Annotated in this window: 22 protein-coding genes; 11 read left to right on the top strand and 11 right to left on the bottom strand. The window is 62.3% G+C overall.

Annotation, left to right across the window (positions count from 1 at the left end; all coding sequences use genetic code 11):
• Positions 1-21: 21 nt before the first annotated feature.
• On the bottom strand, positions 22-1,443 hold the full coding sequence (locus AB1E42_RS12605; protein WP_368344583.1) for a YcjX family protein: 1,422 nt from the start codon (positions 1,441-1,443) through the stop codon (positions 22-24).
• A gap of 99 nt (positions 1,444-1,542) precedes the next feature.
• On the opposite strand from AB1E42_RS12605, the gene truA reads away from it, so the two are divergent.
• From truA to AB1E42_RS12625, 4 genes are all read left to right on the top strand, one after another.
• Complete coding sequence (gene truA, locus AB1E42_RS12610) at positions 1,543-2,313, top strand: tRNA pseudouridine(38-40) synthase TruA (protein ID WP_368344584.1); 771 nt, start codon at positions 1,543-1,545, stop codon at positions 2,311-2,313.
• A gap of 345 nt (positions 2,314-2,658) precedes the next feature.
• Positions 2,659-4,509, top strand: coding sequence for an autotransporter assembly complex family protein (locus tag AB1E42_RS12615; protein WP_368344585.1), 1,851 nt, complete (start codon positions 2,659-2,661; stop codon positions 4,507-4,509).
• Positions 4,509-7,769 carry a translocation/assembly module TamB domain-containing protein gene (locus AB1E42_RS12620; RefSeq protein WP_368344586.1) on the top strand — a complete coding sequence of 1,087 codons (3,261 nt, stop codon included), beginning with the start codon at positions 4,509-4,511 and terminating at the stop codon, positions 7,767-7,769. The genes AB1E42_RS12615 and AB1E42_RS12620 overlap by 1 nt, the downstream gene beginning before the upstream one ends.
• Complete coding sequence (locus tag AB1E42_RS12625; protein ID WP_368344587.1) at positions 7,723-8,301, top strand: GNAT family N-acetyltransferase; 579 nt, start codon at positions 7,723-7,725, stop codon at positions 8,299-8,301. The genes AB1E42_RS12620 and AB1E42_RS12625 overlap by 47 nt, the downstream gene beginning before the upstream one ends.
• 9 nt (positions 8,302-8,310) lie before the next feature.
• Here the strand turns inward: AB1E42_RS12625 and AB1E42_RS12630 are convergent, their stop codons facing one another.
• The 8 genes from AB1E42_RS12630 to AB1E42_RS12665 all read right to left on the bottom strand — a co-directional run bounded on the left by AB1E42_RS12630 (position 8,311) and on the right by AB1E42_RS12665 (position 15,090).
• Positions 8,311-8,703 (bottom strand): GFA family protein, encoded by a 393-nt coding sequence (locus tag AB1E42_RS12630; RefSeq protein ID WP_368344588.1) that lies wholly within the window; start codon positions 8,701-8,703, stop codon positions 8,311-8,313.
• 106 nt (positions 8,704-8,809) lie between these two features.
• Complete coding sequence (locus AB1E42_RS12635) at positions 8,810-9,004, bottom strand: helix-turn-helix transcriptional regulator (RefSeq protein ID WP_368344589.1); 195 nt, start codon at positions 9,002-9,004, stop codon at positions 8,810-8,812.
• Positions 9,001-9,426, bottom strand: coding sequence for a hypothetical protein (locus tag AB1E42_RS12640; protein WP_368344590.1), 426 nt, complete (start codon positions 9,424-9,426; stop codon positions 9,001-9,003). Before AB1E42_RS12640 ends, AB1E42_RS12635 begins: the two co-directional genes overlap by 4 nt.
• A 92-nt stretch (positions 9,427-9,518) precedes the next feature.
• Entirely contained in the window at positions 9,519-10,532 is a 1,014-nt protein-coding gene (locus AB1E42_RS12645; protein WP_368344591.1) for an ABC transporter ATP-binding protein, read from the bottom strand.
• The gene (locus AB1E42_RS12650) at positions 10,532-11,500 is read right to left on the bottom strand and encodes an oligopeptide/dipeptide ABC transporter ATP-binding protein (RefSeq protein WP_368344592.1); all 969 of its coding nucleotides are present in this window, start codon (positions 11,498-11,500) and stop codon (positions 10,532-10,534) included. Before AB1E42_RS12650 ends, AB1E42_RS12645 begins: the two co-directional genes overlap by 1 nt.
• Position 11,501: 1 nt before the next feature.
• Complete coding sequence (locus tag AB1E42_RS12655; RefSeq protein ID WP_368344593.1) at positions 11,502-12,428, bottom strand: ABC transporter permease subunit; 927 nt, start codon at positions 12,426-12,428, stop codon at positions 11,502-11,504.
• A gap of 15 nt (positions 12,429-12,443) precedes the next feature.
• Positions 12,444-13,367 (bottom strand): oligopeptide ABC transporter permease OppB, encoded by a 924-nt coding sequence (gene oppB / locus AB1E42_RS12660; RefSeq protein WP_368344594.1) that lies wholly within the window; start codon positions 13,365-13,367, stop codon positions 12,444-12,446.
• A gap of 79 nt (positions 13,368-13,446) precedes the next feature.
• Positions 13,447-15,090, bottom strand: coding sequence for a peptide ABC transporter substrate-binding protein (locus AB1E42_RS12665; protein ID WP_368344595.1), 1,644 nt, complete (start codon positions 15,088-15,090; stop codon positions 13,447-13,449).
• A gap of 284 nt (positions 15,091-15,374) precedes the next feature.
• Here AB1E42_RS12665 and AB1E42_RS12670 point away from each other — a divergent pair, with 284 nt between their 5' ends.
• Both AB1E42_RS12670 and AB1E42_RS12675 read left to right on the top strand, forming a co-directional pair.
• Positions 15,375-15,947: a hemerythrin domain-containing protein gene (locus tag AB1E42_RS12670; RefSeq protein WP_368344596.1), complete on the top strand. Its 573-nt coding sequence runs from the start codon at positions 15,375-15,377 to the stop codon at positions 15,945-15,947.
• A 77-nt stretch (positions 15,948-16,024) separates the two neighbouring features.
• A complete protein-coding gene (locus AB1E42_RS12675; RefSeq protein WP_368344597.1) occupies positions 16,025-16,678 on the top strand; it encodes a GntR family transcriptional regulator in 654 nt (217 codons plus the stop codon).
• Between the two features lie 7 nt (positions 16,679-16,685).
• Here the strand turns inward: AB1E42_RS12675 and AB1E42_RS12680 are convergent, their stop codons facing one another.
• The gene (locus tag AB1E42_RS12680) at positions 16,686-17,990 is read right to left on the bottom strand and encodes an NAD(P)/FAD-dependent oxidoreductase (protein WP_368344598.1); all 1,305 of its coding nucleotides are present in this window, start codon (positions 17,988-17,990) and stop codon (positions 16,686-16,688) included.
• Between the two features lie 4 nt (positions 17,991-17,994).
• A complete protein-coding gene (locus AB1E42_RS12685; RefSeq protein WP_368344599.1) occupies positions 17,995-19,395 on the bottom strand; it encodes an aspartate aminotransferase family protein in 1,401 nt (466 codons plus the stop codon).
• A 522-nt stretch (positions 19,396-19,917) separates the two neighbouring features.
• On the opposite strand from AB1E42_RS12685, the gene AB1E42_RS12690 reads away from it, so the two are divergent.
• From AB1E42_RS12690 to AB1E42_RS12710, 5 genes are read left to right on the top strand one after another with little or no spacing between them, the layout of a single operon-like run.
• Complete coding sequence (locus AB1E42_RS12690; protein ID WP_368346433.1) at positions 19,918-21,003, top strand: polyamine ABC transporter substrate-binding protein; 1,086 nt, start codon at positions 19,918-19,920, stop codon at positions 21,001-21,003.
• A 59-nt stretch (positions 21,004-21,062) separates the two neighbouring features.
• The gene (locus tag AB1E42_RS12695) at positions 21,063-21,578 is read left to right on the top strand and encodes a class I SAM-dependent methyltransferase (protein ID WP_368344600.1); all 516 of its coding nucleotides are present in this window, start codon (positions 21,063-21,065) and stop codon (positions 21,576-21,578) included.
• A gap of 9 nt (positions 21,579-21,587) precedes the next feature.
• Positions 21,588-22,712, top strand: coding sequence for an ABC transporter ATP-binding protein (locus tag AB1E42_RS12700; RefSeq protein WP_368344601.1), 1,125 nt, complete (start codon positions 21,588-21,590; stop codon positions 22,710-22,712).
• Positions 22,713-22,722: 10 nt separating this feature from the next.
• Complete coding sequence (locus tag AB1E42_RS12705; protein ID WP_368344602.1) at positions 22,723-23,619, top strand: ABC transporter permease subunit; 897 nt, start codon at positions 22,723-22,725, stop codon at positions 23,617-23,619.
• The gene (locus AB1E42_RS12710; protein ID WP_368344603.1) at positions 23,616-24,428 is read left to right on the top strand and encodes an ABC transporter permease; all 813 of its coding nucleotides are present in this window, start codon (positions 23,616-23,618) and stop codon (positions 24,426-24,428) included. The genes AB1E42_RS12705 and AB1E42_RS12710 overlap by 4 nt, the downstream gene beginning before the upstream one ends.
• Positions 24,429-24,430 lie beyond the last annotated feature (2 nt).

A 24,430-nucleotide genomic window follows, 5' to 3' on the forward strand; every position in this document is an offset into this window, starting at 1 on the left:
AAGCGTTGGCGCGGGTGCGTGTCATAGGCGATCCCCCAAAAGAAATTCGCATGCTTTATCAAGCCGGATATGAGGCGGGCCGCCGGTGGTGCTTTGGGTCAGCGGAGCGGGAGCGAAGGAGACGTTGGAAAAGGAACGATCCTTCCACGACGCGCTACGCCGCGCGGCCTCGGCCAACAGCGTTTGCGGGTTTTCGGGCAAGTCACCGGCGTGGAAGGCAACCTGCTTGCCGCCATCCACGATGCGACCTTTGACTACGGCGATATTCGCGCCGCTTGCGTCGGCAACTTCGTCTTCCACCGTGGTACGAAGCGCGGCAATCGACATCGCGGCGGTATCGGCACCAGCAAAGCGGGCGCGGGCACGGGCGTCTTGCAATAAGGCCTCACCCAATGCCGTGAGCGCAGGATGGTGGCTATGGTGCAGGTGGTCTGCCTTGGTGACGGCGAAGAGAATCTTCTCGACGCGGGAAAGTCCGATCAACCTTCCAAGCCGACCAGTGCGCCCGGGCTTGAAGGCTTCGAGCACCTTGCCCATCGTCTTGCGCAGATCGTCGAGCGCGGCGGGGCCTTGTGCGAGGGCACCCAGCGCATCGACCAGAACGATCTGCCGATCTATGCGGGAAAAATGATCGCGGAAGAAGGGCTGAACGACCTTCTTTTTATAGCCTTCGAAGCGGCGTTCGAATTCGCGGTAAAGGGAGCCGCGCTGCCCATTCGCGGGCGCTGGCAGGGGCGCGAAGCTGAGCATGGGCGAGCCTTCGAGATCACCCGGGAGCAGGAGCCGCCCCGGACCACAATCGGCAAAACCTGCCGCTTGCAGGGCGCGTAAATGGGCGCGGAAGGCTTCAGAAATTTCGGTCAGGCGGTCCTCTGAAGGTGGTGGCGCGTCGGGAGAAAGGGTTTGAAGGAGTTCCTGCACTTTGCCACCCTCTGGGGTGCGGGACAGGCCGGCGATGACCTCTTCGGACCACTGGGCGTAACTCGTTGACAAGAGCGCCAGATCAAGCAGCCATTCGCCCGGATAGTCGATGATATCAATGTGCAAGGTGCGCGGCGCGGAGAGGCCCGACAAAAGCCCGCGCGGCTGGATCTTTAGCGACAGGCGCAATTCGCTGATACGGCGGGTGCCTTGGGGCCAGTCGGGTGCATCGCCGGTAAGCGTGGCGAGGTGTTCCTCGTAACGGAAGCGCGGGACGGACACCGCGGGCCGTGGCTCCAGATAGGCGGCGAGCACCCTGCCCTCGGCGGCGGAAATCAGCTGCGGCATGCGGCCGGTATTGAGCAGATTAGCGACCAAAGAGGTAATAAAAACAGTCTTTCCAGAGCGCGAAAGCCCCGTTACGCCAAGGCGGATCGTATTGCTTGAGACACGCTCAACAGTGCTTTCCGCGAGGTGCTCTGCGCGGCGCAGGATGCCATCGGCCAAATCAGTTATGTTCACGCGCGTCTCCTTTGTCGCCCTCCCAAGATAGGGGTTCGCGACGGCAGTTTGTAGGCTTGTGATCTTGATGAGTTTGCCGGAGTGGGATACCGGCTGAATATGCCAAGATATGCTTTGAAAATCGAATACCACGGTACCCCTTTCGCGGGATGGCAGCGGCAGGCGGATCAGCCTTCGGTGCAAGGCGCGATTGAAGCGGCCTTGGCGAAGCTGGAGCCGCGCGCTCATACCATCGCGGCGGCGGGGCGGACGGATGCCGGTGTGCATGCCACGGGGCAGGTTGCGCAGTGCGATATGGAAAAGGAATGGGACCCGTTCCGGCTGTCGGAGGCGCTGAATTTCCACCTCAAACCGGAGCCTGTGGCGATCCTTGATTGTGCGCGGGTGACGGATGATTGGCATGCGCGGTTCAGCGCGGTGGAGCGGCGCTATATGTTCCGCCTGATCAGCCGCCGTGCGCCGCTGACACATGACCGCAACCTCGCGTGGCGGGTCAATCATATGCTCGATGCTCAGGCCATGCAGGAAGGCGCTAACCATCTGATCGGGAAGCATGATTTCACCACCTTCCGCTCCTCGATCTGCCAAGCAGACAGCCCCGTCAAGACGCTCGACGCGCTAGAGGTGGAAACGCGGCAGGAGGCGGGGCAGACGGAGTTCCGGTTTCATGTGCGGGCGCGGTCTTTCCTGCATAATCAGGTGCGTAGTTTTGTGGGCACCTTGGAGCGGGTCGGCGCGGGAGCTTGGGCGCCGGAGGATGTACGCTTGGCGCTAGAGGCGCGTGACCGTGCAGCCTGTGGGCCAGTGAGCCCGCCAGACGGATTGTACCTTGTTGGCGTCGGTTATCCGGACGACCCGTTCACCCAATAAAATTAACCCCTTTTTAACCACGAAAACGGCGTCGATACAGATGATTTGCGTTGTGGTGCCGTTTTGCCGTGTGACCAGACCATTGTAACAGAGCGATCATAATAAATTGTTTCGGGAGCGGTGTGCAGGGCGCGGGGCGTGGCGGATCATCCTTTCAACTTTAAATTCACGAACTTAGTCCGTTTCCAAGGAAGGGTGCGGACCGTTTCGGCAAATCAACGCCGATGGCGTTTCAGGCATTCAAGCGGGCATGGAAACAGGCTAGATTAAGGGGGCACAACCGATGCACAAGTGATGCACAATCCATGCATATCGCAGGTGCAGAAACTTTAACGGGATCTAAACGTGACCACCCGCAAACGCCTTCGCCCCGCCGCCCGTATCGCCGCCCTGACACGCGGCGCTGTGCTGGCTGTGGCAATCGGCGCGACGACCGCCACAACAGCACAAGCAACGGCGCTCGAATTCCGGCTCGACACGGGGAGTGACGCCACACTCGAAGCGGCGCTGGAACAAGGCTCGCTGCTCGCGAGCACGATGGCGGATGCGCAGGCGGCGGCATCGGCGCAAGACCTGATCGCGGCCGCGCAAGCGGATTACCAACGGCTGATCGCGGTGCTCTACGAGGCGGGCTATTTCGGTGCTGAACTGTCGATCAGCATCGACGGGCAGGAGGCGGTGACGCTTTCGCCACTGGACCAGACGCAGCGCATCGACGAGATCACCATAACGGTTGATACCGGCCCCGCGTACCGCTTTGCCGAAGCCACCATCGGCCCGCTGCCGGAAACGGGCGGTTCCCCTGCTCTGCCGGACGGGTTTGCCAGCGGCGCGGTGGCGGGAACGGGCGTGATCCGCGCCGCAGCAAAGGCGGGAGTCGCCGCATGGCGGGCGGCGGGGCATCCGCTGGCGCGGATTGCGGCGCAAGACATCACCGCCCAGCATCAGGACCGCACCCTCTCCGCCCGATTGACGCTGGAGGCGGGACCGGCCGCCGAGATCGCGCAGCCGGTGATCGGGGGCAATATGGCCACGCGCAGCACCCGCATTGCCCAGATCGCGGGCCTGCGGCAGGGGAACAGGTACGACCCGAAGGCAATCGACCAAGCTGCCGCGCGGCTCAGGGACAGTGGCACCTTCCGCAGCGTGGTGATCAGCGAAGGCGAGGCGCTGGATGCCAACGGACAACTGCCGATAGACATTCAAGTGAGCGAGCAACTGCCCCGCCGCTACGGGCTGGGCGCGGAAGTATCGACTGCCGAAGGGCTGACGCTGAGCGGCTTCTGGATGCATCGCAACCTTTTGGGCGGGGCCGAAAACCTGCGGATCGACGCCGAGATCGCGGGGCTGGCGGGCGAAACTGGCGGTATTGATACCTCTATCGACGCGACGCTGCGGCGACCGGCGACATTCACCTCGAAGATCGACATGGTGGCGAGCGCAGAAGTTATGCGGCTTGACGAGCCGGACTTCCGGCTGGACCAAATGCGCGCCGGCGTCAGCTTTGAACGGGATGTGACCGCGACGCTGACCCTTTCGGCGGGCGTCAGCGCGGCAACAGCGCGGGCCACCGAAGGGGCAACAAACCGCAGTTACAGCTTTGCGGCGCTGCCGATTAAAGGCCTGTGGGAACAGCGCGACGACCGCAATACGCCGCGTGAAGGGCTATTTGGCACGTTGGAGATCACGCCTTTTGCCGGTGTGGGTGATCTGGACAGCGGCCTGCGGCTGTTTAGCGAGGGGCGGTATTACCTGCCGTTGGGAGATGCGGCGCGGCCACAAGTGATGGCGCTGCGGGCACAAGCGGGTGCGGTGATGGGCGCGGACGCGACGCGCGCACCGACGGATTACCTCTTTCACAGCGGGGGCAGCGACACGGTGCGCGGCCAGCCCTATCAGGCGCTGGGTGCTGATCTGGCGGGTGACGGCGCCAGCGGTGCGGGCGCGTTTGCCGCGCTCAGCGCGGAATGGCGGCAGCCGCTCAACGGTGCGTTTGGCATGGTTGGCTTTGCCGATATTGGCTGGGTGGCGGCTGACGTGACCGGCAGCAACAGCGATTGGCATGCCGGTGCGGGGCTTGGCCTGCGTTACGATACGGGCATCGGGCCGATCCGGCTGGACGTGGCAACCCCGCTGGGCAAGGGCGAGACGGGCAAGGGCGTGAGCCTTTACGTTGGCATCGGGCAGGCCTTTTGATGCGCGGTGCGATGCGCTTTTTGTTGATGCTCTGGTTGCTGGCGCTGCCGCTCGCCACGCTGGCCCAAGAGAGCGACGACAAGGGTTTTCTGACGCGGTTGATCGAGGACAGCCTTTCGGGTGAGGGGCGGCGGGTCGATATCACGGGTTTCAAAGGTGCGCTCTCTGCGCGGGCGACGATCGAGCGGCTGACCATCGCCGATCAGGACGGCATCTGGCTGGATATGCGCGAGCTGGTGCTCGACTGGGAGCGCAGTGCGCTGCTGTCGCGGGCGCTGCGGGTGCGCGAGCTTTCGGCGGGGCGGATTGACCTGATCCGGCGCCCCCTGCCCGCCCCTGATGCGCTGCCCTCGGCGGAAGCGCGGGCGTGGCGCTTGCCGGAACTGCCGGTGAGCGTGGAGATCGGACAGCTGGCGGCTGAAGAGATCACCCTTGGCGCAACCGTGTTGGGCGAAGCTATGGCGCTGCGGCTGGACGGGCGCGGCAGCTTGGCCGCTGGTGTGCTGGACGTGGCGTTGGAAGCGGAGCGGCGCGACGGGGCGTTGGGGCGGTTTGACCTGACGCTGCTGCGCGACGAAGCGAACGATGATCTGGCGGTGAACCTTGTGCTGAGCGAGGGCGCGGGCGGGATCGCGGCGCGGGCGCTGGACCTGCCCGGACTGCCGCCGGTCGCGTTGACGGTGGCGGGCACGGGGCCGGTGGCAGATTTCAACGCCGATATCGCCTTGGAAACCGATGGCACGGCGCGACTGACCGGCGCGGTGGGCGCACGGCGCATGGCAAGCGGCGCAACGCGGCTGCGGCTAGCGCTGGCGGGCGACGTGCGGGCGCTGGTCGATGCGGAGTATCATCCGTTCTTTGGCGACGAGAGCGGGCTGGACGCCTTGGTCACGCGGCATGTGGACGGGGCGACGGATATCGAGCGGATCGCGCTGCAAACCGGGGCGCTGCAATTGAGCGGCGCGGCGGCGCTGGACGCCGATGGCTGGCCGCGCCGGATGGTGATGAGCGCCGCGCTGGATGGCGCAGCGGCGGACGGGCCGTTGCGCCTGCCCTTTGCGGCGGCGGATACGTCGGTTGAGGGCGGCACGGTGGCGCTGGCCTTTGACGCGGCGCGGGGCGAGCGCTGGACGCTGAACGCGGCGCTGGAAGGGCTGGAAAGCGACGAATGGCGGCTGCCGGTCCTATCAATGACCGGCGGCGGGCGGATCGCGGGGCTGGAGAGCGCCGACGCGGCCGATCATCTGTTCACCGCCGATCTGGAATTGACGGCAGAGGAGATGCAGTTCGCCGATGCGGCACTTGGCGCGGCGCTTGGAAAGGCGCTGGCGGGGCGGCTGGTGATGGAGCGGCAGGGCGACGGGCCGTTGAGCCTGCCGGTGATCGCGCTCAACGGACCGGATCTGGCGCTCGACGGAAGCGCGGCGCTGGATTTCGCGCCGCTGGTGCTGACGGCAACGCTGCAAGCGAGCAGCGCGGATTTTGGCCGGTTCAGCGGGCTGGCGGGGCGGCAACTGGGCGGTGGCGGCGATCTGGCGGTGAACGCCCGCTATGAACCGAGCGAGGGTGCGCTGGCGGTTGATGTTTCGGGCCGGACGCGAAATCTGTCGCTCGATCAACCTGAGATCGACGCCCTGTTGCGCGGGGCGGGAACGCTTGATCTGGCGTTGGAGCGGGATACCGAGGGCACACGGCTGACGGCCCTCGAGATACGCACGGGCAATGGCGCCGTGACCGGAAGCGGCGGCCTGTCGGAAGCCGCAAGCGCGGCGGAGATCAGTGCGCAGTTGGTGGACATCGGGCTTTTGGTGCCGGAACTCAGCGGGCCTGCGTCCTTTGGTGTGCAAGCGATACGCGACGGAGCAAGCGACCCTTGGGCAATCAGCGCGGGCGGTGAAGGGCCGGGCGGAATCACGATCGCGGCCGAAGGCACATTAGCCACCGATATGAGCCGCGCGACAGGCACTTTACGCGGGCGAGCGCCGCTGGGGCTGGCGAACCCGTTCATCGCGCCGCGCCGTGTGGGCGGCATGACCCGCTATGACCTGCGCATCGACGGGCCGGCGACGCTCGCATCATTGGCGGGCGACATCACGGTTGAGGGCGGGCGGCTGACCGCGCCGACATTTGGGCAGGCGCTGGAGGACATTAGCGGTACCATTCGCCTGCAAAACGGGAATGCGGACATTGACCTTTCGAGCACGCTTGCGCCGCAATCCGGCAATGTGCTCCTTTCCGGCCGGATCGGGCTGGCACCGCCCTTTGCGGCTGACCTGAACGCGCTGCTGGACCGCCTGATCGTCCGCAATCCGGCGCTTTATGAAGCGGTTGTCGATGGTAGTTTGCAGCTGCGCGGCCCGCTCAACCGGAGCCGCCTGAGCGGCGATATCCGTGTGCCACAGGCAGAGCTGCGCGTGCCATCATCGCCCATCGGCGCGGTGGGTGCGCTGCCGCAGGTTCGCCATCAGGGTGCGGATGCGGGCATTCGCCAGACGCTCGAACGCGCGGGCCTCACGCTGGACGGGACGGAAGCCATGAGTGACAGCGGCCCCCGCACCGGCGGCGGGGTGACGATAGACCTGAGCATCGACGCGCCGCAGCGCCTTTTCGTGCGCGGGCGCGGGCTTGATGCGGAGCTGGGTGGCAGGCTGACCCTGACCGGCAATGGCAATCAGGTGATCCCGCAGGGGCAGTTTAACCTCATTCGCGGGCGGCTGGATATCCTGCAACAGCGCTTCACCCTCACCGAAGGGGCGGCGCGGGTGGAGGGCAATTTCCTGCCCGTGTTGCGGCTCGTGGCGAGCACCACCACCCGCACGGGGCTGGAGGTGAATATCATCGTTGAAGGCCCGGCCGACGCGCCGGATATCCGCCTGACCTCGGTGCCGAACCTGCCGCAGGATGAAATACTTGCGCAGCTCATTTTCGGGCGGGACTTCTCGGAGATCACGCCGCTACAGGCGGTTCAGCTTGCCAGCGCCGCCAGCACATTGGCGGGACGAAGCGGCGGACTGTTGGATCAAATCCGCAGCGGAATCGGGCTTGATGATCTGGATGTGATCACCAGCAGCAATGGCGCGGCGGCGGTGCGGCTGGGACAATATCTGGGGGAAAACCTCTATACCGGCGTGGAGATCGGCAGCGATGGGCGCAGCGCGATCACGCTGAACCTCGACATCGCCCCCGGCGTGACAGCGCGGGGCAGCACAGCAAATGATGGTAAAAGCAGCCTCGGGATCTTCTTCGAGAAGGATTACTAGGCGCACCGCTGTTGGCGCGCGGCACGAAATCGGCCTATGCTGGGCCATGCAGAACCTCCGCACCGCCCTCCCCGATGACGCCGACCGCTGCTTTGCCATCGAGCAAGCGGCCTATGAGGGGGACGAGGCGGCGACGCTTGCCAAAATTGCCAAACGGATCGCGGACTACCCTGAGGGGTTTCTCGTGCTGGAGGATGGCGAGGAGATCGCCGGATTTATCAATTGCGGCTGCGCGCGTGTGGTCGATATGGCTGATGAGGCCTTCAAGGAGCTGCGCGGGCATGACCCTGATGCGCCGAATGTGGTGATCCTGTCGGTCGTGGTGGACCCGTCGCGACAGGGGCACGGCCTCGCGCGGGTGCTGATGGAGGCGTTCGTCGCGCGGATGCGGGAGATGGGAAAAGGCCGCATTTACCTGATGTGCAAGGACCAGCATGTGCCGCTTTATGAGAAGCTCGGCTATGGCTACCTGCGCCCGTCGGCCTCTGACCACGGCGGGATGCGCTGGCATGAGATGGCGATGGCGCTGTAGTGGCGGGCGTTAGGCTTTGGCTGCAATGATGTCGTGGTCCCAAGGCTGCGCCGATCCGGTGAAGATCGACCGCGACGGGGTATAGGCGGTCGGATCATCGAGCGAAGCGGCGTGGACGAACACCTTGCCGGAAAGCGTATCGAAGCGGCGCGTGAGTTGTGACCCGCAGTCGGGGCAGAAGCCGCTCAAGCTGCGCCCGCCGGTATCGCCGGTCATTTCAAAGACCTTGCAGGCGTCGGTGATCTGAAACGTTGCCTCGTCCAAGGGCATCATGTCGGCGTGTCCGGTGCCGGTGAGTTGCTGGCAGTCACGGCAATGGCAGCGGATCATCGGAAATGCGGCCAAGGTGCCACTGTAGCGGACCAAGCCGCATTTGCAGCCGCCGGTTAAATGCTGTGTCATGATAGGCTCCTTCTCCCCCACGGATGGGCCACCAATCGCCCAGTTCAGCCTGACGCTTTTGCGATGATCGGTCAACTTTCAGGCGTATACGGAAGGGAGCGGGCCTTCAGGAATCGTCTTGGAAAATCTCCTCAACGGGGCGGTCAAACAAGCGGGCGATTTTGAGTGCGAGGGATAGCGAAGGGTCGAACTTGCCCTTTTCGATGGCGATGATCGACTGGCGGGACACCTCCAGACGCGCTGCCAGATCTGCTTGCGTCATGCCCTGCGCACGGCGCAGATCGACGAGGTTGTTCTTCATGTGAGGCGCAGCCGACCGACGATCAAGCCGCCCATGTAAGTGAGCGCCATGAGCGCAACCAAGGCGGCGGCGTTGATCGGGGGGATGACGTTATACTGGCCCAGAACGCTGGCGATGGAGAAGGCCACGATGGTCACGCCCACGGAGAGGGCGAGCGCTTCAAGCTGGATTTTCCGCTCCATTTCGTCGAGCAGGCGCAGGAAGCGGCGATAGGAAAGGATCAGGCAAAGGCCACAGAGCACATGCAGCGCCAACAGCGCGAGAGCCACCAAGGAGAGTCCTTGCTTTTCGCCAATACCAAGGAGCGACAGCGCGAGGAGGCTCAGCATCCAGCCAAAGGCCCAAAGATTGACCCGATTGGCGTTGCGCTTGTCTTTTTCCGGCAAGCCCCTGACGAGGATCGCATCCAGAAAGCGGTTCATGATCATGCTCCATATGTAAACTAAACTTTACATATGAATGCGGGCCACGAATGTAAAGTTTTATTTACATCACGGTTTGATATGCGCGCGGCCTATGCCTCGACCGCGAGCACCTCTTCGACCTCGTGGAAGGGGCAGGCAACGGTGTGGGCATTGCCGAGATCGAGCATTTCGGGGAGGGCGGCCGCGCAGAAGGCTTGCGCCTTTGGGCAGCGGGTGCGGAACACGCAGCCGGAGGGCGGGTTCAGCGGTGAGGGCAGTTCGCCTTCGATCACCATGCGGGGGCGGGCCTTTTCCAACACCGGATCGGGAACCGGCACGGAGGAGATCAGCGCTTGCGTATAGGGGTGCTGCGGGCGGGTGGTGAGGGTGCGGGCATCGGCCTGTTCCATCACGCGGCCAAGATACATCACCACGATCTGATCGGAGATATGCTTCACCACCGAAAGGTCATGCGCGATGAAGATCATCGACAGGCCCATGTCGCGCTGCAACTCCATCAAGAGGTTCACGACCTGCGCCTGTACGGAGACATCGAGCGCGGAAACCGGCTCGTCGCAGATCAGGAGCTTGGGTTTGAGGATCAGGGCGCGGGCGATGCCGATGCGCTGGCACTGGCCGCCGGAGAACTCATGCGGATAGCGGTTGATCAGGTTGGGAAGGAAGCCCACGCGCTCCATCAACTCGGCCACGCGGCGCTTCACTTCCTTGCGCGGGGTCTTTGGTTCATGGGTGATCAGCGGCTCGGCGATGATCTCGCCCACGGTCATGCGCGGGTTGAGCGCGGCGAGCGGATCCTGAAAGATCATCTGAACGTTGCGGCGGTGACGGCGGCGGGCTTTAGGGGACATTGTGGCGAGGTCTTGGCCCTCGAACAAAGCAGAGCCGCCGGACATCGGCACGGTGCCGACGATGGCGCGGGCCAGCGTGGATTTGCCAGAGCCGCTTTCACCGACGATGCCGACACACTGCCCTGCGGGCAGATCGAAGCTGATGCCGCCAACGGCGTGGAGCTTCATCGGCGGGGTCCACGGCCATGCGCCCTGACGGCGGATATCGAACGTCACCTGAAGATCGCGGACGGAGAGGATCGGATCGGTGGCCATTACGCGACCTCCTTGACGTTCAGGTGGCAGGCGCGGCGGCGGTTGCCGTCAAAGCCCTCAAGCGCGGGGCGGTTAACGGGGCATGTCTCCATGGCCTGATCGCAGCGCGGCGAGAAAGGACAGCCGGCGGGCAGGCGCGACATATCCGGCGGCTCGCCTGCGATGGTTTGCAGGCTGTCTTCGTCGCGGTCGAGGCGCGGAACGGCCTTCAGCAGGCCGCGTGTATAAGGGTGCGAAGGCGCGGCAAAGACATCGTTCGTCGGGCCTTCTTCCATGATCTGGCCGCCATACATCACGAGCGTGCGGTCACAGAAGCCCGCGACGATGCCAAGGTCATGCGTGATGAGGATCACGGCGGTGCCGAACTCGGTGCGGATGTCGCCCAAAAGCTCCATGATCTGCGCCTGAACGGTCACATCCAGCGCGGTTGTCGGCTCGTCCGCTATCAGGAGGCGCGGGCGGCAGAGGAGCGCCATCGCGATCATGATGCGCTGGCGCATACCGCCGGAGAACTCGTGCGGGAAGTTGGTGATGCGGTTGCGGGCATCGGGGATGCGCACCGCGTCGAGCATACGGACCGCCTCGGCAGTGGCCTCCTTGCGGGACATGCCTTTGTGCAGTTGGAGCACCTCTGTCATCTGGTCGCTGACGCGCAGATACGGGTTCAGCGAGGTCATCGGATCCTGAAAGATCATCGCGATTTCTTGCGCGCGGACGCGGTTCAGCTCGCGGTTGGAGAGCTTCAGCAACTCTTGCCCATCGAAACGGACGGTGCCGGTGGCGGCGCCGTTCTTTGCCAGCAGACCCATAGCGGCGAAGGCTGTCTGGCTTTTGCCGGAGCCGCTTTCGCCCACCACGGCGAGGGTTTCGCCCGCGTCGATGCCCAAAGACACGCCGTTGACCGCGTTGACGGGGCCATCGCCGGTTTGGAAGGTCACTGTGAGGTTTTCAATCTCGAGCAGGCTCATGTCAGCGGTCCTTCGGGTCGAGTGCGTCGCGCAGGCCATCGCCGACGAAGAAGAAGGCAAAAAGCGTGACGAGGAAGAAAAAGAGCGGGAAGTAGAGCTGCCAGATCACACCGTATTGCATCTGGCCTGCGCCGGCGGAGATCAGTGCGCCGAGCGAGGTGTTCGGCTCCTGCACGCCGAGGCCGAGGAAGCTGATGAAGCTTTCGGTCAGGATCAGGCCGGGGATCAGGAGCGTGGCGTAAACCACGACGATGCCCAAGAGGTTTGGCACGATGTGGCGCAGGATGATCGTGAAGGGACGGACGCCTGTGGCGACGGCAGCTTCGACGAATTCCTTATTCTTGATGGTCAGGGTCTGACCACGGGCGATGCGGGCCATATCGAGCCATGAGATCAGGCCGATGCCGACAAACAGCATGAAGATCGAGCGCCCGAAGATCACCAGCATCAGGATCAGCACGAACATGAAGGGGATCGCCATCAGGATATCGACGATCCGCATCATGATATTGTCGATCCGGCCACCGAAATAGCCCGCCACCGCGCCGTAGAGCGTGCCGACCACAACGGCGATCACGGAACCGACAACGCCAACCATGATCGAGATACGGGTGCCTTGCACGGTGCGGGAGTAGAGGTCGCGGCCCAGTTCATCGGCCCCGAAATAGTGACCGTTGGCGATGGAGGGCGCGCCCTTTTGCGCGATCTGGCCCATGATGCCCCAGTCGATCTCTTCGTTGTTCCATACGGCAATCAGGTCGCCAAACAGGGCGAAGATGCCGATCAGGATGAGGGTGATCAGAGCGCCAACGGCGGCTTTGTTCTTGAGGAAACGGTCAGCGGCATCGCGCCAGAGGGAGCGGCCACGGACCTCGGCCACTTGCGCAGCTTCGAGGAGGTTATCGGCGGTTTGCTTATTGGGAAACATTTGCGCGCCCTCCCCTTAATACCGGATCTTCGGGTCGATCCACGCATAGAGGATATCGACCACGAGGTTGAAGAAGATCGTCAGGACGCCAACGAGGATCGTGATGCCCATGATCACCGAGTAATCGCGGTTAAAGGCGGAGTTGACGAAATACTGACCGATGCCGCCAGTGGAGAAGTAGATATCCACCACCACCGAGCCTGTGACCATGCCCACAAAGGCCGGCCCGAGGTAGGAGAGCGTGGGCAGAAGCGCCGGTTTGAGTGCGTGGCGCAGCACGATGCGGCTCATTGGCAGACCCTTGGCGCGGGCGGTGCGGATGAAGCCGGAGTTCATCACCTCCAGCATGGACGAACGGGTGATCCGCGCGATCGACGCCATGTAGGAGGTGGAAAGCGCGATCACCGGCATGATGACGTAATTCCATTGGCCGCCGTTCCAGCCGCCACCGGGCAACAGGCCGAGCCAGAGGGTAAAGACGAGGATGAGGATGGGCCCCATCACGAAGTTCGGCAGCGCCTGTGCGCCTATAGTGAAGCCCACGGCAAGGTAATCGAGCCAGCTGTTATGGCGGAGTGCGGCGGCGATCCCCAGTGAGACACCAACGCCCACGGCGATGATGAAGGACCAGAACCCATAGGTGAGCGTGACGGGGAAGCCCTGTGCGATCACATCATTCACGGTGCGGTCTTTATACTGGAAGGAGGGGCCGAAATCGAAGTGGACGACCACGTTCCAGACATAGATGACGATCTGTTTCCACAGCGGTTGGTCGAGCCCGTATTTCGCCTCGATATTGGCGAGCACCTGCGGCGGCAGCGGGCGTTCGGAGTTGAACGGGCCACCGGGTGCGGAATGCATCAGGATGAAGGAAATAATGATCAGCACCAGAATGGTGGGGACGGCAACCGCGAGGCGCCGGGCGATATAGCTATACATGGGGCAAGGTTCCGCACATCGGATGCAAGTTGCCGCGCCCCCCGCAAAACAGGGAGCGCGGCATATTTCTCAGGCCGCTTTAGTTAGCGACTTTGTAGAGGTTCTTCGAGTACCAGTTCTGCTCGACGTTGTTGACCGGCCAGTTGGCCACGTCATCGTCCAGCATGTAGACGCCGGTGTAGTGGTAGATCGGGATGATCGGCACTTCCTCTGCGGCGATCTGCTCGACGCGGGTGTAGATCTCTGCACGCTCTGCGTCAGAACCGGCCGTTTTCGCAGCGGCGAGGATCTCGTCCACCTCGGCGTTGGCATAGCCAGCGTCGTTGTAGCCGGAACCGGAGTCCAGAAGATCGAGGAAGGTCGAGGCTTCGTTATAGTCACCACACCAGCCGGCGCGGGAGATTTCGAAGTCGCCGTTTCCGCGGGCTTCGAGGAAGGTCTGCCATTCCATGTTGGCAATGGTAACTTCCATGCCGAGCGTCTGCTTCCACATCTGGCTGATCGCGATGGCGATCTGACGGTGACCCTCGGAGGTGTTGTAGAGGATCTCGGTGGTGATCGGGTTATCCGGACCGTAACCTGCTTCGGCCATCAGCTCGACAGCCATTGCGTTGCGCTCGTCCTGCGACATCGACGCAATCGGCACATCCGGCACGTTGAAGCCAGCGGTGGTTTCAGGCGTGAAGGTGTAGGCAGGGAACTGGCCGCCTGCGAGCACGTTCTCGACGATCACATCGCGGTTAACCGCGAGCGAAAGCGCCTGACGGACGCGCTGGTCTTGCGCCCATGCGGGGCCGTCTTCGCGGACGTTGACGTTGTAGTAGTAGGAGCACAGACGCGGGAAGCTCAGGGCTTCATCCGGATATTCCTCGGACAGACGCGGATACTGGCCGGTCGGCACTTCGGTGCGGTCCAGCTCGCCTGCGAGGTAACGGGTCAGAGCGACGTTATCGTCGTTGATCACGAGGCTCACGACCTTGTCGATGATCGTGCTGTCGTTATCCCAATACATTTCGTTGCGCTCACGCACCATGCGCTCCTGCGGGACATGCTCGGTGAGAACATACGCGCCGTTGGAGACGATGTTCTCAGGGCGGGTCCATTCGGAGCCATGTGCTTCGACCGTGGCCTGATGCACGGGGAAGGTCGTGGCATGGGTGGTCATCTGCGCGAAATACGGCAGCGGGGTGGTCAGCTGTACGACGAAGGTGTGGTCGTCGGGTGCGGAAACGCCGAGCGTATCGAGCAGTGCGTCGCCTGCGAGCACATCATCGACGCCTTCAATCGACATCAGCGAGAGGAACCACGAATAGGGCGATGCCAGTTCAGGATCAGCCGCGCGGCGCCATGCGTAGACGAAATCATTAGCGGTGACAGGATCGCCGTTCGACCACTTCGCGTTGTCGCGCAGGGTGAAGGTGAAGGTCATGCCGTCGTCGGAAATCTGGTAGCCGGTGGCGACACCGGGGACGAGGTTGCCCTCTTCATCCTGATTCATCAGGCCTTCGAACAGGTCGCGGCCCACTTCGCTGCCGGACACGTCTTCGATCAGGCCGGGGTCGATGGAGGGGGATTCGTCCAGCACACGGTAGGTAAAGGTCTGGTCGCTGGCGAGCACTTCGCCGGTTTCGGGATGGGTCGCATGGGCGTCTGCGTAGGCAAAGCCTGCACCCATCACCATCACCGCGGCGGTTGTCGCCATTAGGGTTGTCTTGAATTTCATGAGAAGTTCTCTCCCTGATTTGGGCCTCTTTTCGGGCCGCACGAGTTGTCGTCGCTCGCGAATGCGCGAGCGCGTGAACACATCCTTTTTCCAAGCGATCAAAAATTCAAGAACTATCCTTATTGACGCCACGGCACCTCGTTCGGTTAGGCTAAAGCATGAAATTTGATCATATTAATGCGTGGATGCGCCCCGATGCGCATGATAATTCGGCGGCGGAACGGGCTCGCTATCAGGCGCTTGCGCCCTAGTTTGCCTAACAGACGTAGCGAAGGAAGCGAATCATGGAAACTGCCCTACATCTGGAAAACCGCGACAAGCTGCCCGACGCTTTGCGCGTGTTGCTGGACGAGTTCCCGCGCGAGGGCTGGGCGGCGGAGCGGCATTTTCAGGGGTTGGTGAGCTTCTGGCTTGACCGCCACATGATGTTTCGGCGGCTGCTGGCAGAGATGACCCGCGAGACGGAAGCGCTGCTGGATCGCAGCGCCGATCCGGAGCATTTTGCAGGGCGGTTGTCGCGCTACGGCTCAATGTTTGTGAACCAATTGCACGGGCATCACCAGATCGAGGATATGCATTACTTCCCCGTTCTGGCGAAACAGGAGAGCCGGATCGCCAAGGGTTTTGACATTCTGGACCATGACCATCACGCGCTGGACAGGCACCTGAACGATTTCGTCGGCGCCGCGAATGGCGTGCTGCAACTGGTGCCCGAACGGGAGAAATTACAGACCGCGGCGGGCGGCTTCCACACCGCTGTGACGGGGATCGGGGCGCTGTTGGAGCGGCATCTGACCGATGAAGAGGAATTGGTTGTGCCGGTGATCCTCAAACACGGTGCAGGCGCACTGGAATAAGCGCAAAACCGTTTTCACATTTGATCATTTTTTGAGGCTGGGTCACAATGGGCCATTGAACAGAGGAGTGCCGTCGCGTGGACGCCAAGACCCCGAAGACCCCAGAGCATGAGCTTGTGTACCGCAAGCTGCGCGAGATGATCCTGTGTGGCGAGCTGGAACCGGGGCAAGCGGTGACGATTCAGGGGCTGGTTGCCGATCTGGGCGCGGGCATGACGCCGGTACGCGAGGCGATCCGGCGGCTGACGGCGGAAGGCGCTTTGGAGTTTCAGGGCAACCGGCGGGTTTCGGTGCCGGTGCTGACGCGGGCGCAGGTGGACGAGATGGCCTTTGCGCGGCTGGCGCTGGAACCGCAATTGGCGGCATGGGGCGCCGAGAAGGCCACTGCTGAAGATATCGACGCGCTCACCGCGATCGACACCCAGCTTAACCGTGCCATCGAGCGCGGCGATGTGCGGGAATACATGTGGTCGAACCACCAGTTTCATGCGCGGCTTTACCGGCTGTCGGGAGCGAAGGTGATGATCGCTCTGTCAGACATGCTGTGGCTGCGGATGGGGCCATCGCTGCGGGTGATCTGCGGGCGCTATGGCACATCGAACCTGCCGGATATGCATGAAGGCGCGCTAGATGCCTTGCGGCGCGGCGATGCAGAGGCCGTGAGCGCGGCGATCCATGCGGATATTGCACAAGGGATCGAGCAGATACGCCAATCAATGGATGAAGGCTGAGCGGCGGCTAAAACCTATCGCGCAGCGAGAACCACAGCATTGCCAGCACCAGAAGCGGCGACCGCAGCGCGGCCCCACCGGGGAAACGCGGGCTGGGCACGCGGGCCATCAGATCAAAGCGCTCCGCTTGACCCGCGATCACATCCGCGCCGATCTGACCGGCCAGTGTCGCCATCGCGACGCCGTGGCCCGAATAGCCCGAGAGCGAGAAGATATTGGCCCCGCGCCGCGCGAAATGGGGCATCCGGTTCATGGTGATGCCAAGCGTGCCGCCCCATGCGTAGTCGATCCGCGCATCGCGGAGCTGAGGGAAGATTTCGAGCATCGGCTTGCGCACCAGCGCGGTGATATCGGCGGGGAAACGGTAGCCGTAGCTTTCGCCGCCGCCGAAGAGCATGCGGTTATCCTCTGACAGGCGGAAATAGTTGATCACGAATTTGCTGTCGGCCACGGCGTGACCATCGCGGATCAGGCCACGGGCGGTGCTGTCGTCCAGCGGCTCGGTGGCGATGATGTAGTTATTGATCGGCATGACCCGCGCGGCGGTTTGGCCGTCGAGCCGGCCGAGGTAGCCGTTGCAGCCCAAGATCACATGCTGGGCGCGGATGCTGGCGCCGCTGTCGGTGGTGACGGTGGCGGGCTGACCATCGGCAATCGCGGTGACGCGGCTAAGATCGTGCATCCGTACCCCTGCCGCCGCACAGGCCCGCGCCAGCCCGAAGGCGAAGCGCAGCGGGTGGGTATGGCCGCCGCCCATATCGAGAAAGCCGCCGTGATAGGCGGGTGAGCCGACATGCGCGCGCATCGCGGCGGCATCCAGCGGCGTGATCTGATCATAGCCATAATGCTGCGCGAGGTGGTCGGCATAGGCGTGGCTCTCGGCCACATAACGGCGGCGGTGATCGGCGCTGATGATACCGGGGGTCCAGCCCGCGTCAGGGGCGTGGCGGGCGATCAGGTCGCGGACAAGGGCCACGCTTTCGAGCGAAATATCCCACAGCGCGCGGGCGTGATCGCGGCCCAGCATCTTTTCCAACTCGTCCTGATGCAGGCGCTGGCCGGTGCCGACCTGCCCGCCATTACGCCCCGACGCGCCGAAGCCCGCGCGGTGGGCATCGAGCAAGATCACATCATAGCCGCGCTCGGCCAGATGCAGGGCGGAGGACAGGCCGGTGAAGCCGCCGCCGATGACGCAGACATCGCAGGCCATTGCGCCCCGCGCCGGAGGGTTTTCCGGCGGAGGCGTGGCGGTAGCTGCGTACCACGAGGCGGGGTATTGCCCCGCGGCATCATTGGCGGTGAGCAGGTCCACTGGATCAGGACGCTGGGACGAGAAGGCCGTCGGCTTTCAGCCCTGCGTAGGTTTCGTCGAGCGATTTGACGGCGCGGGCCATCAGCTCGTCGACTTCCGCGCGGGTGATCACCAGCGGTGGGCAGATGATCATCCGGTCGCCGACGTGGCGCATCACGAGGTTATTGGCGAAGCAGCGTTCGCGGGCGCGGTAGCCGACGGTGCCGACGGGCGAGGCGAAGGCCGCGCGGCTCTCCTTGTGCGGGGTCATGGCGACGGAGCCCATGAGGCCGACGATCTTTGCCTCACCGATCAGCGGGTGATCTTCGAGCTGTTTCCACTGTTCATGCAGGTAGGGAGCGATCTCGGTCGCGGCGGTTTCGACGATCTTTTCCTCCTCCAGAAGGCGAAGGTTTTCGAGCGCGACAGCGGCGGCGACGGGGTGGCCGGAATAGGTGTAGCCGTGGTTGAAATCGCCTGCATTGTCGATCACGGAGGCGACCTCATCGGATACGACAGACCCGCCTATGGGCTGGTAGCCGGAGGAAAGCCCCTTGGCGATGGTGATGATGTCGGGGCGGATATCGTAGGTTTGTGAGCCGAACCAGTTGCCGGTGCGCCCAAAGCCGCAGATCACCTCATCAGCGATCAAGAGAATGTCATACGCATCGCAAATGCGCTGGATTTCGGGCCAGTAGGTGCTGGGCGGGACGATGACACCCCCTGCCCCTTGGATCGGTTCAGCAATGAAGGCCGCGACGCGGTGTTCGCCCAGCTCGTTGATCGCTTGCTCCAGCTCGCGGGCGCGGGCGAGGCCGAACTCCTCTGGCGACATGTCACCGCCCTCGGACCACCAGTTGGGCTGGTTGATGTGGTGGATGTTCGGGATCGGCAGACCGCCCTGCGCATGCATGCCGCCCATCCCGCCAAGGCTCGCGCCGCCAAGGGTGGAGCCATGATAGGCGTTCTTGCGGCTGATCACGATGTTCTTTTCAGGGTGGCCTTTTGCGGCCCAGTAATGGCGCACCATACGCAGGTTGGTGTCGTTCGCCTCGGAGCCGGAACCGGCGAAGAACACATGGTTCAGATCACCGGGGCAAAGCTCGGCCAGCTTCGACGCCAGCGCGATAGCGGGAACGTGGGTCGTCTGAAAGAACGTATTGTAATAGGGCAGCTCAGACATCTGGCGGGCGGCGACCTCGGCCAGTTCCTTGCGGCCATAGCCGACATTGACGCACCAGAGGCCCGCCATGCCATCGAGGATGCGCTCACCATCGCTATCGGTCAGGAAAACGCCATCGGCGCGGGTGATGACGCGGGCGCCTTTTTTCGCAAGCTCGGCACCTGCAGTGAAAGGGTGCATGTGGTGCGCTGCGTCGAGGGCTTGCAGCTCTGCGGTGGGCATATGGTTCGAAATAAGCGTCATGGCAGGCTCCTTGGCACGCGACGCCCGGTGATCCGGGAATGGTCAGAAACGGACCCCGCGCCATGACACTGGCGGCCACAGCAAAAGGCGGGGCATTGAGGGTGAGCATATGAAGCGGCGGGTCACTGTCAACTATTTTTGATCAAATTATGAGCAGAAGCGATTTTCGGGGGAGCAGTTGGCTGAAATTTGCGCCGAAACCGGCAGAAATCACCCCCTGCGCCTGTAAAATAGATTGGCGTTGGCATGCGCTTTCGTGTTGAGATTCGGATCGCGGAGTACCGCGAACGATTCGGGGAAACTTTCAGTTAAAATGAGCAGAAGCATAGATTTGCCGCTGAATTCACGACGAGGTTCGCATCGTAAATCCTGCTTCAAGTTGCCTATCTCGAAGGAAAAATCCCTCTGTCACATGCGGCGCTCCACCAGAGATGAAAACAAAGAGTTGCCATGAAGGAAAATTTTGATCAAATTTACCTCATGGCGCAACAAGACGCAAAATCCAACTAGGGAGAAACAATGATGAAAAGATCATGGCTACCGGCCGCGGCGCTAATGGCGCTTGGCGCGACCGCCGCGACGGCCGAAGAGGTCCGCGTATATAACTGGTCGGACTATATCGACGAAGCCTTGCTTGAGAAGTTCGAAGCCGAGACGGGCTATGACCTTGTCTATGACGTGTTCGACTCGAACGAAGTGCTGGAAACGAAGCTGCTGGCCGGTGGTTCCGGCTATGACGTGGTTGTCCCGTCGGGCACCTTCCTGCAACGCCAGATTCAGGCAGGCGCATTCCAAGCGCTCAACAAGGACATGCTGCCGAACCTCGCAAACATGTGGGATGTGGTCAGCTCGCGCACCGATCAGTATGACCCGAACGGCGACTATTCGATCAACTATATGTGGGGCACCACCGGCATCGGCGCCAATGTTGGCAAGGTGCAGGAACTGCTCGGTGAAGATGCGCCGATCAATTCGTGGGCGCTGGTGTTCGATCCGGCGAACATGGAGAAGCTCGCAGAATGTGGCGTGCATTTCCTCGATGCACCGGCGGAGATGATCCCCGCCGCGCTGAACTATCTGGGCGAAGACCCGAACAGCCACGACCCGGATGTAATCGCGAAGGCGGAAGCGGTGTATGAGGGCGTGCGCCCCTATATCCAGAAGTTCCACTCTTCCGAGTACATCAACGCACTCGCCAATGGCGAGATCTGTGTTGCTGTCGGCTGGTCTGGTGACATCCTTCAGGCACGCGACCGTGCGTATGAGGCCGATAACGGCGTCGAGATCGCCTATAACGCGCCGGTCGAAGGGGCGCAGATGTGGTTCGACCAGATGGCCATTCCGGTTGATGCGCCGAACGTTGAAGGCGCGCATGCGTTCCTGAACTTTATCATGGATGCGCAGAACATGGCGGATGCATCGAACTACGTCTATTACGCGAACGGCAACCTCGCCTCGCAGCCGCTCCTGCTGGAGGACGTGATCGGCGATCCGGCGATTTATCCGGATGCAGCAACGCTCGACAACCTGTTCACCACGACGCCTTATGACGCCCGCGTCCAGCGGACCGTCACGCGGCTCTGGACGAAGATCAAGTCCGGCACCTGATGATCAGGCTTGGCCCGCGATACATATCGCGGGCCACCTCCCCGACAAGGCAAGTATTGATGGCCTATGACTATGAAGCGCTCTATCGTGAAACGCCTGATGCATTGGGGCCACCAACGGCGCGTGTTCTGGCTTTGATCGAGAAACACATTCCGTTGGGTGCGCATATTCTGGATGTTGGCTGTGGGCAGGGTCGCGATGCTGTTCCGTTGGCGAGACAGGGATTCAGGGTAACAGGCATCGACATTGCACCGTCGGGGGTTGCCGCACTCAATGAAATTGCTGCGCGGGAGGCTTTGCCCCTTTGCGCGATGGAAGCCGACATTGCGGATTGGCGACCCGAAGAAACCTACGACCTGATCCTTTGCGACCGCACGCTGCACATGCTGGCGGAGCTGGCACGGCATAGGGTCTTTGCGCGCCTGATCGGCGCGACCGCCGAAGCGGGCCATCTTTTGGTCGTCGACGAAGCGCCAAATATCGCAGGATTGCGCGCAGAACTCGACAGATGTGACCGCAGTTACATGATCAAACATGAGATTAAGGGCGACCTGCTCGTCCGGCTTGAGCCATAGGATGACATGATGAACCAGACCGTCTTTGCCCCTTGGGAAGACCAGGATGTGACGCCGCTGATCCGGTTTCGAAATGTGACGAAAAGGTTCGGAGATTTCACCGCGATTGATGCGCTGGACCTCGATATTTATGAAAAAGAGTTCTTTGCCCTGCTCGGCCCGTCGGGTTGTGGCAAGACCACGTTGATGCGGATGCTTGCCGGTTTCGAAACGCCGAGCGAGGGCGAGATCACGCTGGCAGGCAAGAACATCGTGCCGGTACCGCCGAACAAGCGGCCGGTGAACATGATGTTCCAGTCTTATGCGCTGTTTCCGCATTTGAGCGTGTGGGACAACATCGCCTTTGGCCTGCGCCGCTCGGAGATGCCGAAAGACGAGATCGGCCCACGGGTGGAGGAGATGCTGCGGCTGACGCGGCTGGAAAAGTTCGCCCGCCGCAAACCGCATCAGATTTCTGGTGGTCAACGGCAGCGGGTGGCATTGGCGCGCAGCCTTGCGAAAGCGCCGAAGCTGTTGCTGCTGGATGAACCCCTCGGCGCGTTGGACAAAAAGCTGCGGCACGAGACGCAGTTCGAGCTGATGGATATTCAGGAAAAGACCGGCACGACATTTGTGATCGTCACCCACGATCAGGAAGAGGCGATGACGGTGGCGAGCCGTGTGGCGGTGATGGATCACGGCAAGCTGATGCAAGTGGCGACCCCTGCCCGCATCTATGAGACGCCTGCGAACGTCTATGTCGCGGATTTCATCGGTGAGGTGAATATTATCGAGGGCAATGCGACCCTGACGACCGGCAACGGGTATGACATCGCGTGGGCCGAAGGCCAGCCGGTGATCCATGCTGAACGGAGCGACCCGCTGGAGAAGGGCGCAAGGGTGAGCTTTGCCATCCGGCCCGAGAAGATCAACGTCACCGCCGAAGAGCCGACCGACCGGCCCAACAAGATGCGCGGGCGCATTCACGATATTGCCTACCTTGGCAATATCTCGACCTATCACGTTGAGGTGGGCGGGCAGATCATCAAGGCGCAGATGACCAATAACCGCCGCCTGGCGCGGCGGAGTTTCACATGGGAAGACGAGGTCTGGCTGTCGTTCACTGACACGGCGGGCATCGTGCTAACAAGCTGAGGAGGCGGAGATGAATTTCAGACGTCTGTTCCTCATCGGCCTGCCATATCTATGGCTTTTGGCGCTGTTCCTGATCCCGTTCGGGATCGTGTTGAAGATCTCGCTCTCGGACATCGCGCTGGCGATCCCGCCCTATACGCCGACGCTGGATTTCAGCGAGGGGCTGGCGGGGCTTGGGCGGTTTTTCGCGGCGCTGGATTTCGAGAACTTCACATGGCTGACGCAGGACGAGCTGTATTGGCGGGCCTATCTTTCGAGCCTTCAGATCGCGGTGATTGCCACACTGATCACGCTGGTTGTGGGCTTTCCCATTGCCTATGGCATGGCGCGGGCGCCGGATGAATGGCGCCCGACGCTGATGATGCTGGTGATCCTGCCGTTCTGGACCAGCTTTCTGATCCGTGTCTATTCGTGGATGGGCATTTTGGGCCGCGAGGGCGTGCTCAATCAGGTGTTGATGTGGACCGGCATCATCAATGAGCCGCTGACGATCCTGAACACGAATACCGCCGTCTATATCGGCATCGTTTACACCTATCTGCCGTTCATGATCCTGCCGATCTACGCGACGCTGGACAAGCTGGACGTCTCCTTGCTGGAAGCAGCGGAGGATCTGGGCTGCACGCGAACATCGGCCTTTTGGCTGGTGACGTTGCCACTGGCACGACCGGGGATCATCGCGGGCTGTTTTCTGGTGTTCATCCCGACTCTGGGCGAGTTTGTGATCCCGTCGCTGTTGGGTGGCTCGGACACGCTGATGATCGGCAAGGTGTTGTGGGAGGAGTTTTCCGCGAACCGTGACTGGCCGGTGGCCTCGGCGGTGGCGGTGGTGCTGTTGCTGATCCTGATCATCCCGATTGTGCTGTTCCAGCGGAACCAGCAACGGCAGGCGGAGGCAGAGCAATGAGACGGTTCAGCTGGTTCAACGCGACATCGCTGACGCTGGGGTTTGCGTTCCTCTACTTCCCGATGGTGATCCTCGTGATCTACAGCTTCAACGAGTCAAAGCTCGTGACCGTCTGGGCGGGGTTTTCCACGAAATGGTATGGCGAGCTGTTGCAGAACGAAGCGTTTCTGGATGCGGCATGGGTGACGGTGCGGGTGGCGGTGGTTTCCTCGACCATTGCGACGGTGCTGGGCACGATGGCGGCCTATACGCTGGTGCGGGCGGGGCGCTTTCCGGGGCGGACGCTGTTTTCAGGCATGATCTATGCGCCGTTGGTGATGCCAGAGGTGATCACCGGCTTGTCGCTGCTCCTGTTATTTATCGCCATCGGGCTGGACCGTGGTGTGACGACGATCGTGCTGGCGCATACGACCTTTTCGATGTGCTATGTCTCGGTTGTGGTGTCGTCGCGGCTGATGAGCTTTGACCGCTCGTTGGAGGAAGCGGCGCTCGACCTTGGCTGCACGCCTTGGGATGCATTCCGCAGCGTCACGCTTCCGATTATCGCGCCTGCGGTGATTTCGGGCTGGCTGCTCGCGTTCACCCTGTCGCTGGACGATCTGGTGATTGCGTCTTTCACCTCCGGCCCGTCATCAACGACGCTGCCGATCAAGATCTTTTCGGCGGTGCGGCTGGGGGTTTCGCCGGAGATCAACGCGCTGTCGACGATCATGATTGGGATTGTCGCGGTTGGCGTGATCTCTGCCTCGCTGATCACCAAGCGCACGGCGCTCAAGCGGGAGCGCGAAGAACGGCAAGCGGGGCGATAAGA

It is taken from the genome of Pelagovum sp. HNIBRBA483 (assembly GCF_040931995.1).
In the GTDB taxonomy this organism is placed as follows: Bacteria; Pseudomonadota; Alphaproteobacteria; order Rhodobacterales; family Rhodobacteraceae; genus JAEPMR01.

Excerpts from the sequence above, each read along its gene's own strand:
- truA (WP_368344584.1), top strand. The coding sequence starts at position 1,543 with ATGCCAAGATATGCTTTGAAAATCGAATACCACGGTACCCCTTTCGCG.
- AB1E42_RS12620 (WP_368344586.1), top strand. The coding sequence starts at position 4,509 with ATGCGCGGTGCGATGCGCTTTTTGTTGATGCTCTGGTTGCTGGCGCTG.
- AB1E42_RS12625 (WP_368344587.1), top strand. The coding sequence starts at position 7,723 with ATGATGGTAAAAGCAGCCTCGGGATCTTCTTCGAGAAGGATTACTAGG.
- AB1E42_RS12630 (WP_368344588.1), bottom strand. The coding sequence starts at position 8,703 with ATGACACAGCATTTAACCGGCGGCTGCAAATGCGGCTTGGTCCGCTAC.
- AB1E42_RS12635 (WP_368344589.1), bottom strand. The coding sequence starts at position 9,004 with ATGAAGAACAACCTCGTCGATCTGCGCCGTGCGCAGGGCATGACGCAA.
- AB1E42_RS12640 (WP_368344590.1), bottom strand. The coding sequence starts at position 9,426 with ATGAACCGCTTTCTGGATGCGATCCTCGTCAGGGGCTTGCCGGAAAAA.
- AB1E42_RS12645 (WP_368344591.1), bottom strand. The coding sequence starts at position 10,532 with ATGGCCACCGATCCGATCCTCTCCGTCCGCGATCTTCAGGTGACGTTC.
- AB1E42_RS12650 (WP_368344592.1), bottom strand. The coding sequence starts at position 11,500 with ATGAGCCTGCTCGAGATTGAAAACCTCACAGTGACCTTCCAAACCGGC.
- AB1E42_RS12655 (WP_368344593.1), bottom strand. The coding sequence starts at position 12,428 with ATGTTTCCCAATAAGCAAACCGCCGATAACCTCCTCGAAGCTGCGCAA.
- oppB (WP_368344594.1), bottom strand. The coding sequence starts at position 13,367 with ATGTATAGCTATATCGCCCGGCGCCTCGCGGTTGCCGTCCCCACCATT.
- AB1E42_RS12665 (WP_368344595.1), bottom strand. The coding sequence starts at position 15,090 with ATGAAATTCAAGACAACCCTAATGGCGACAACCGCCGCGGTGATGGTG.
- AB1E42_RS12670 (WP_368344596.1), top strand. The coding sequence starts at position 15,375 with ATGGAAACTGCCCTACATCTGGAAAACCGCGACAAGCTGCCCGACGCT.
- AB1E42_RS12685 (WP_368344599.1), bottom strand. The coding sequence starts at position 19,395 with ATGACGCTTATTTCGAACCATATGCCCACCGCAGAGCTGCAAGCCCTC.
- AB1E42_RS12690 (WP_368346433.1), top strand. The coding sequence starts at position 19,918 with ATGAAAAGATCATGGCTACCGGCCGCGGCGCTAATGGCGCTTGGCGCG.
- AB1E42_RS12695 (WP_368344600.1), top strand. The coding sequence starts at position 21,063 with ATGGCCTATGACTATGAAGCGCTCTATCGTGAAACGCCTGATGCATTG.
- AB1E42_RS12700 (WP_368344601.1), top strand. The coding sequence starts at position 21,588 with ATGAACCAGACCGTCTTTGCCCCTTGGGAAGACCAGGATGTGACGCCG.
- AB1E42_RS12705 (WP_368344602.1), top strand. The coding sequence starts at position 22,723 with ATGAATTTCAGACGTCTGTTCCTCATCGGCCTGCCATATCTATGGCTT.
- AB1E42_RS12710 (WP_368344603.1), top strand. The coding sequence starts at position 23,616 with ATGAGACGGTTCAGCTGGTTCAACGCGACATCGCTGACGCTGGGGTTT.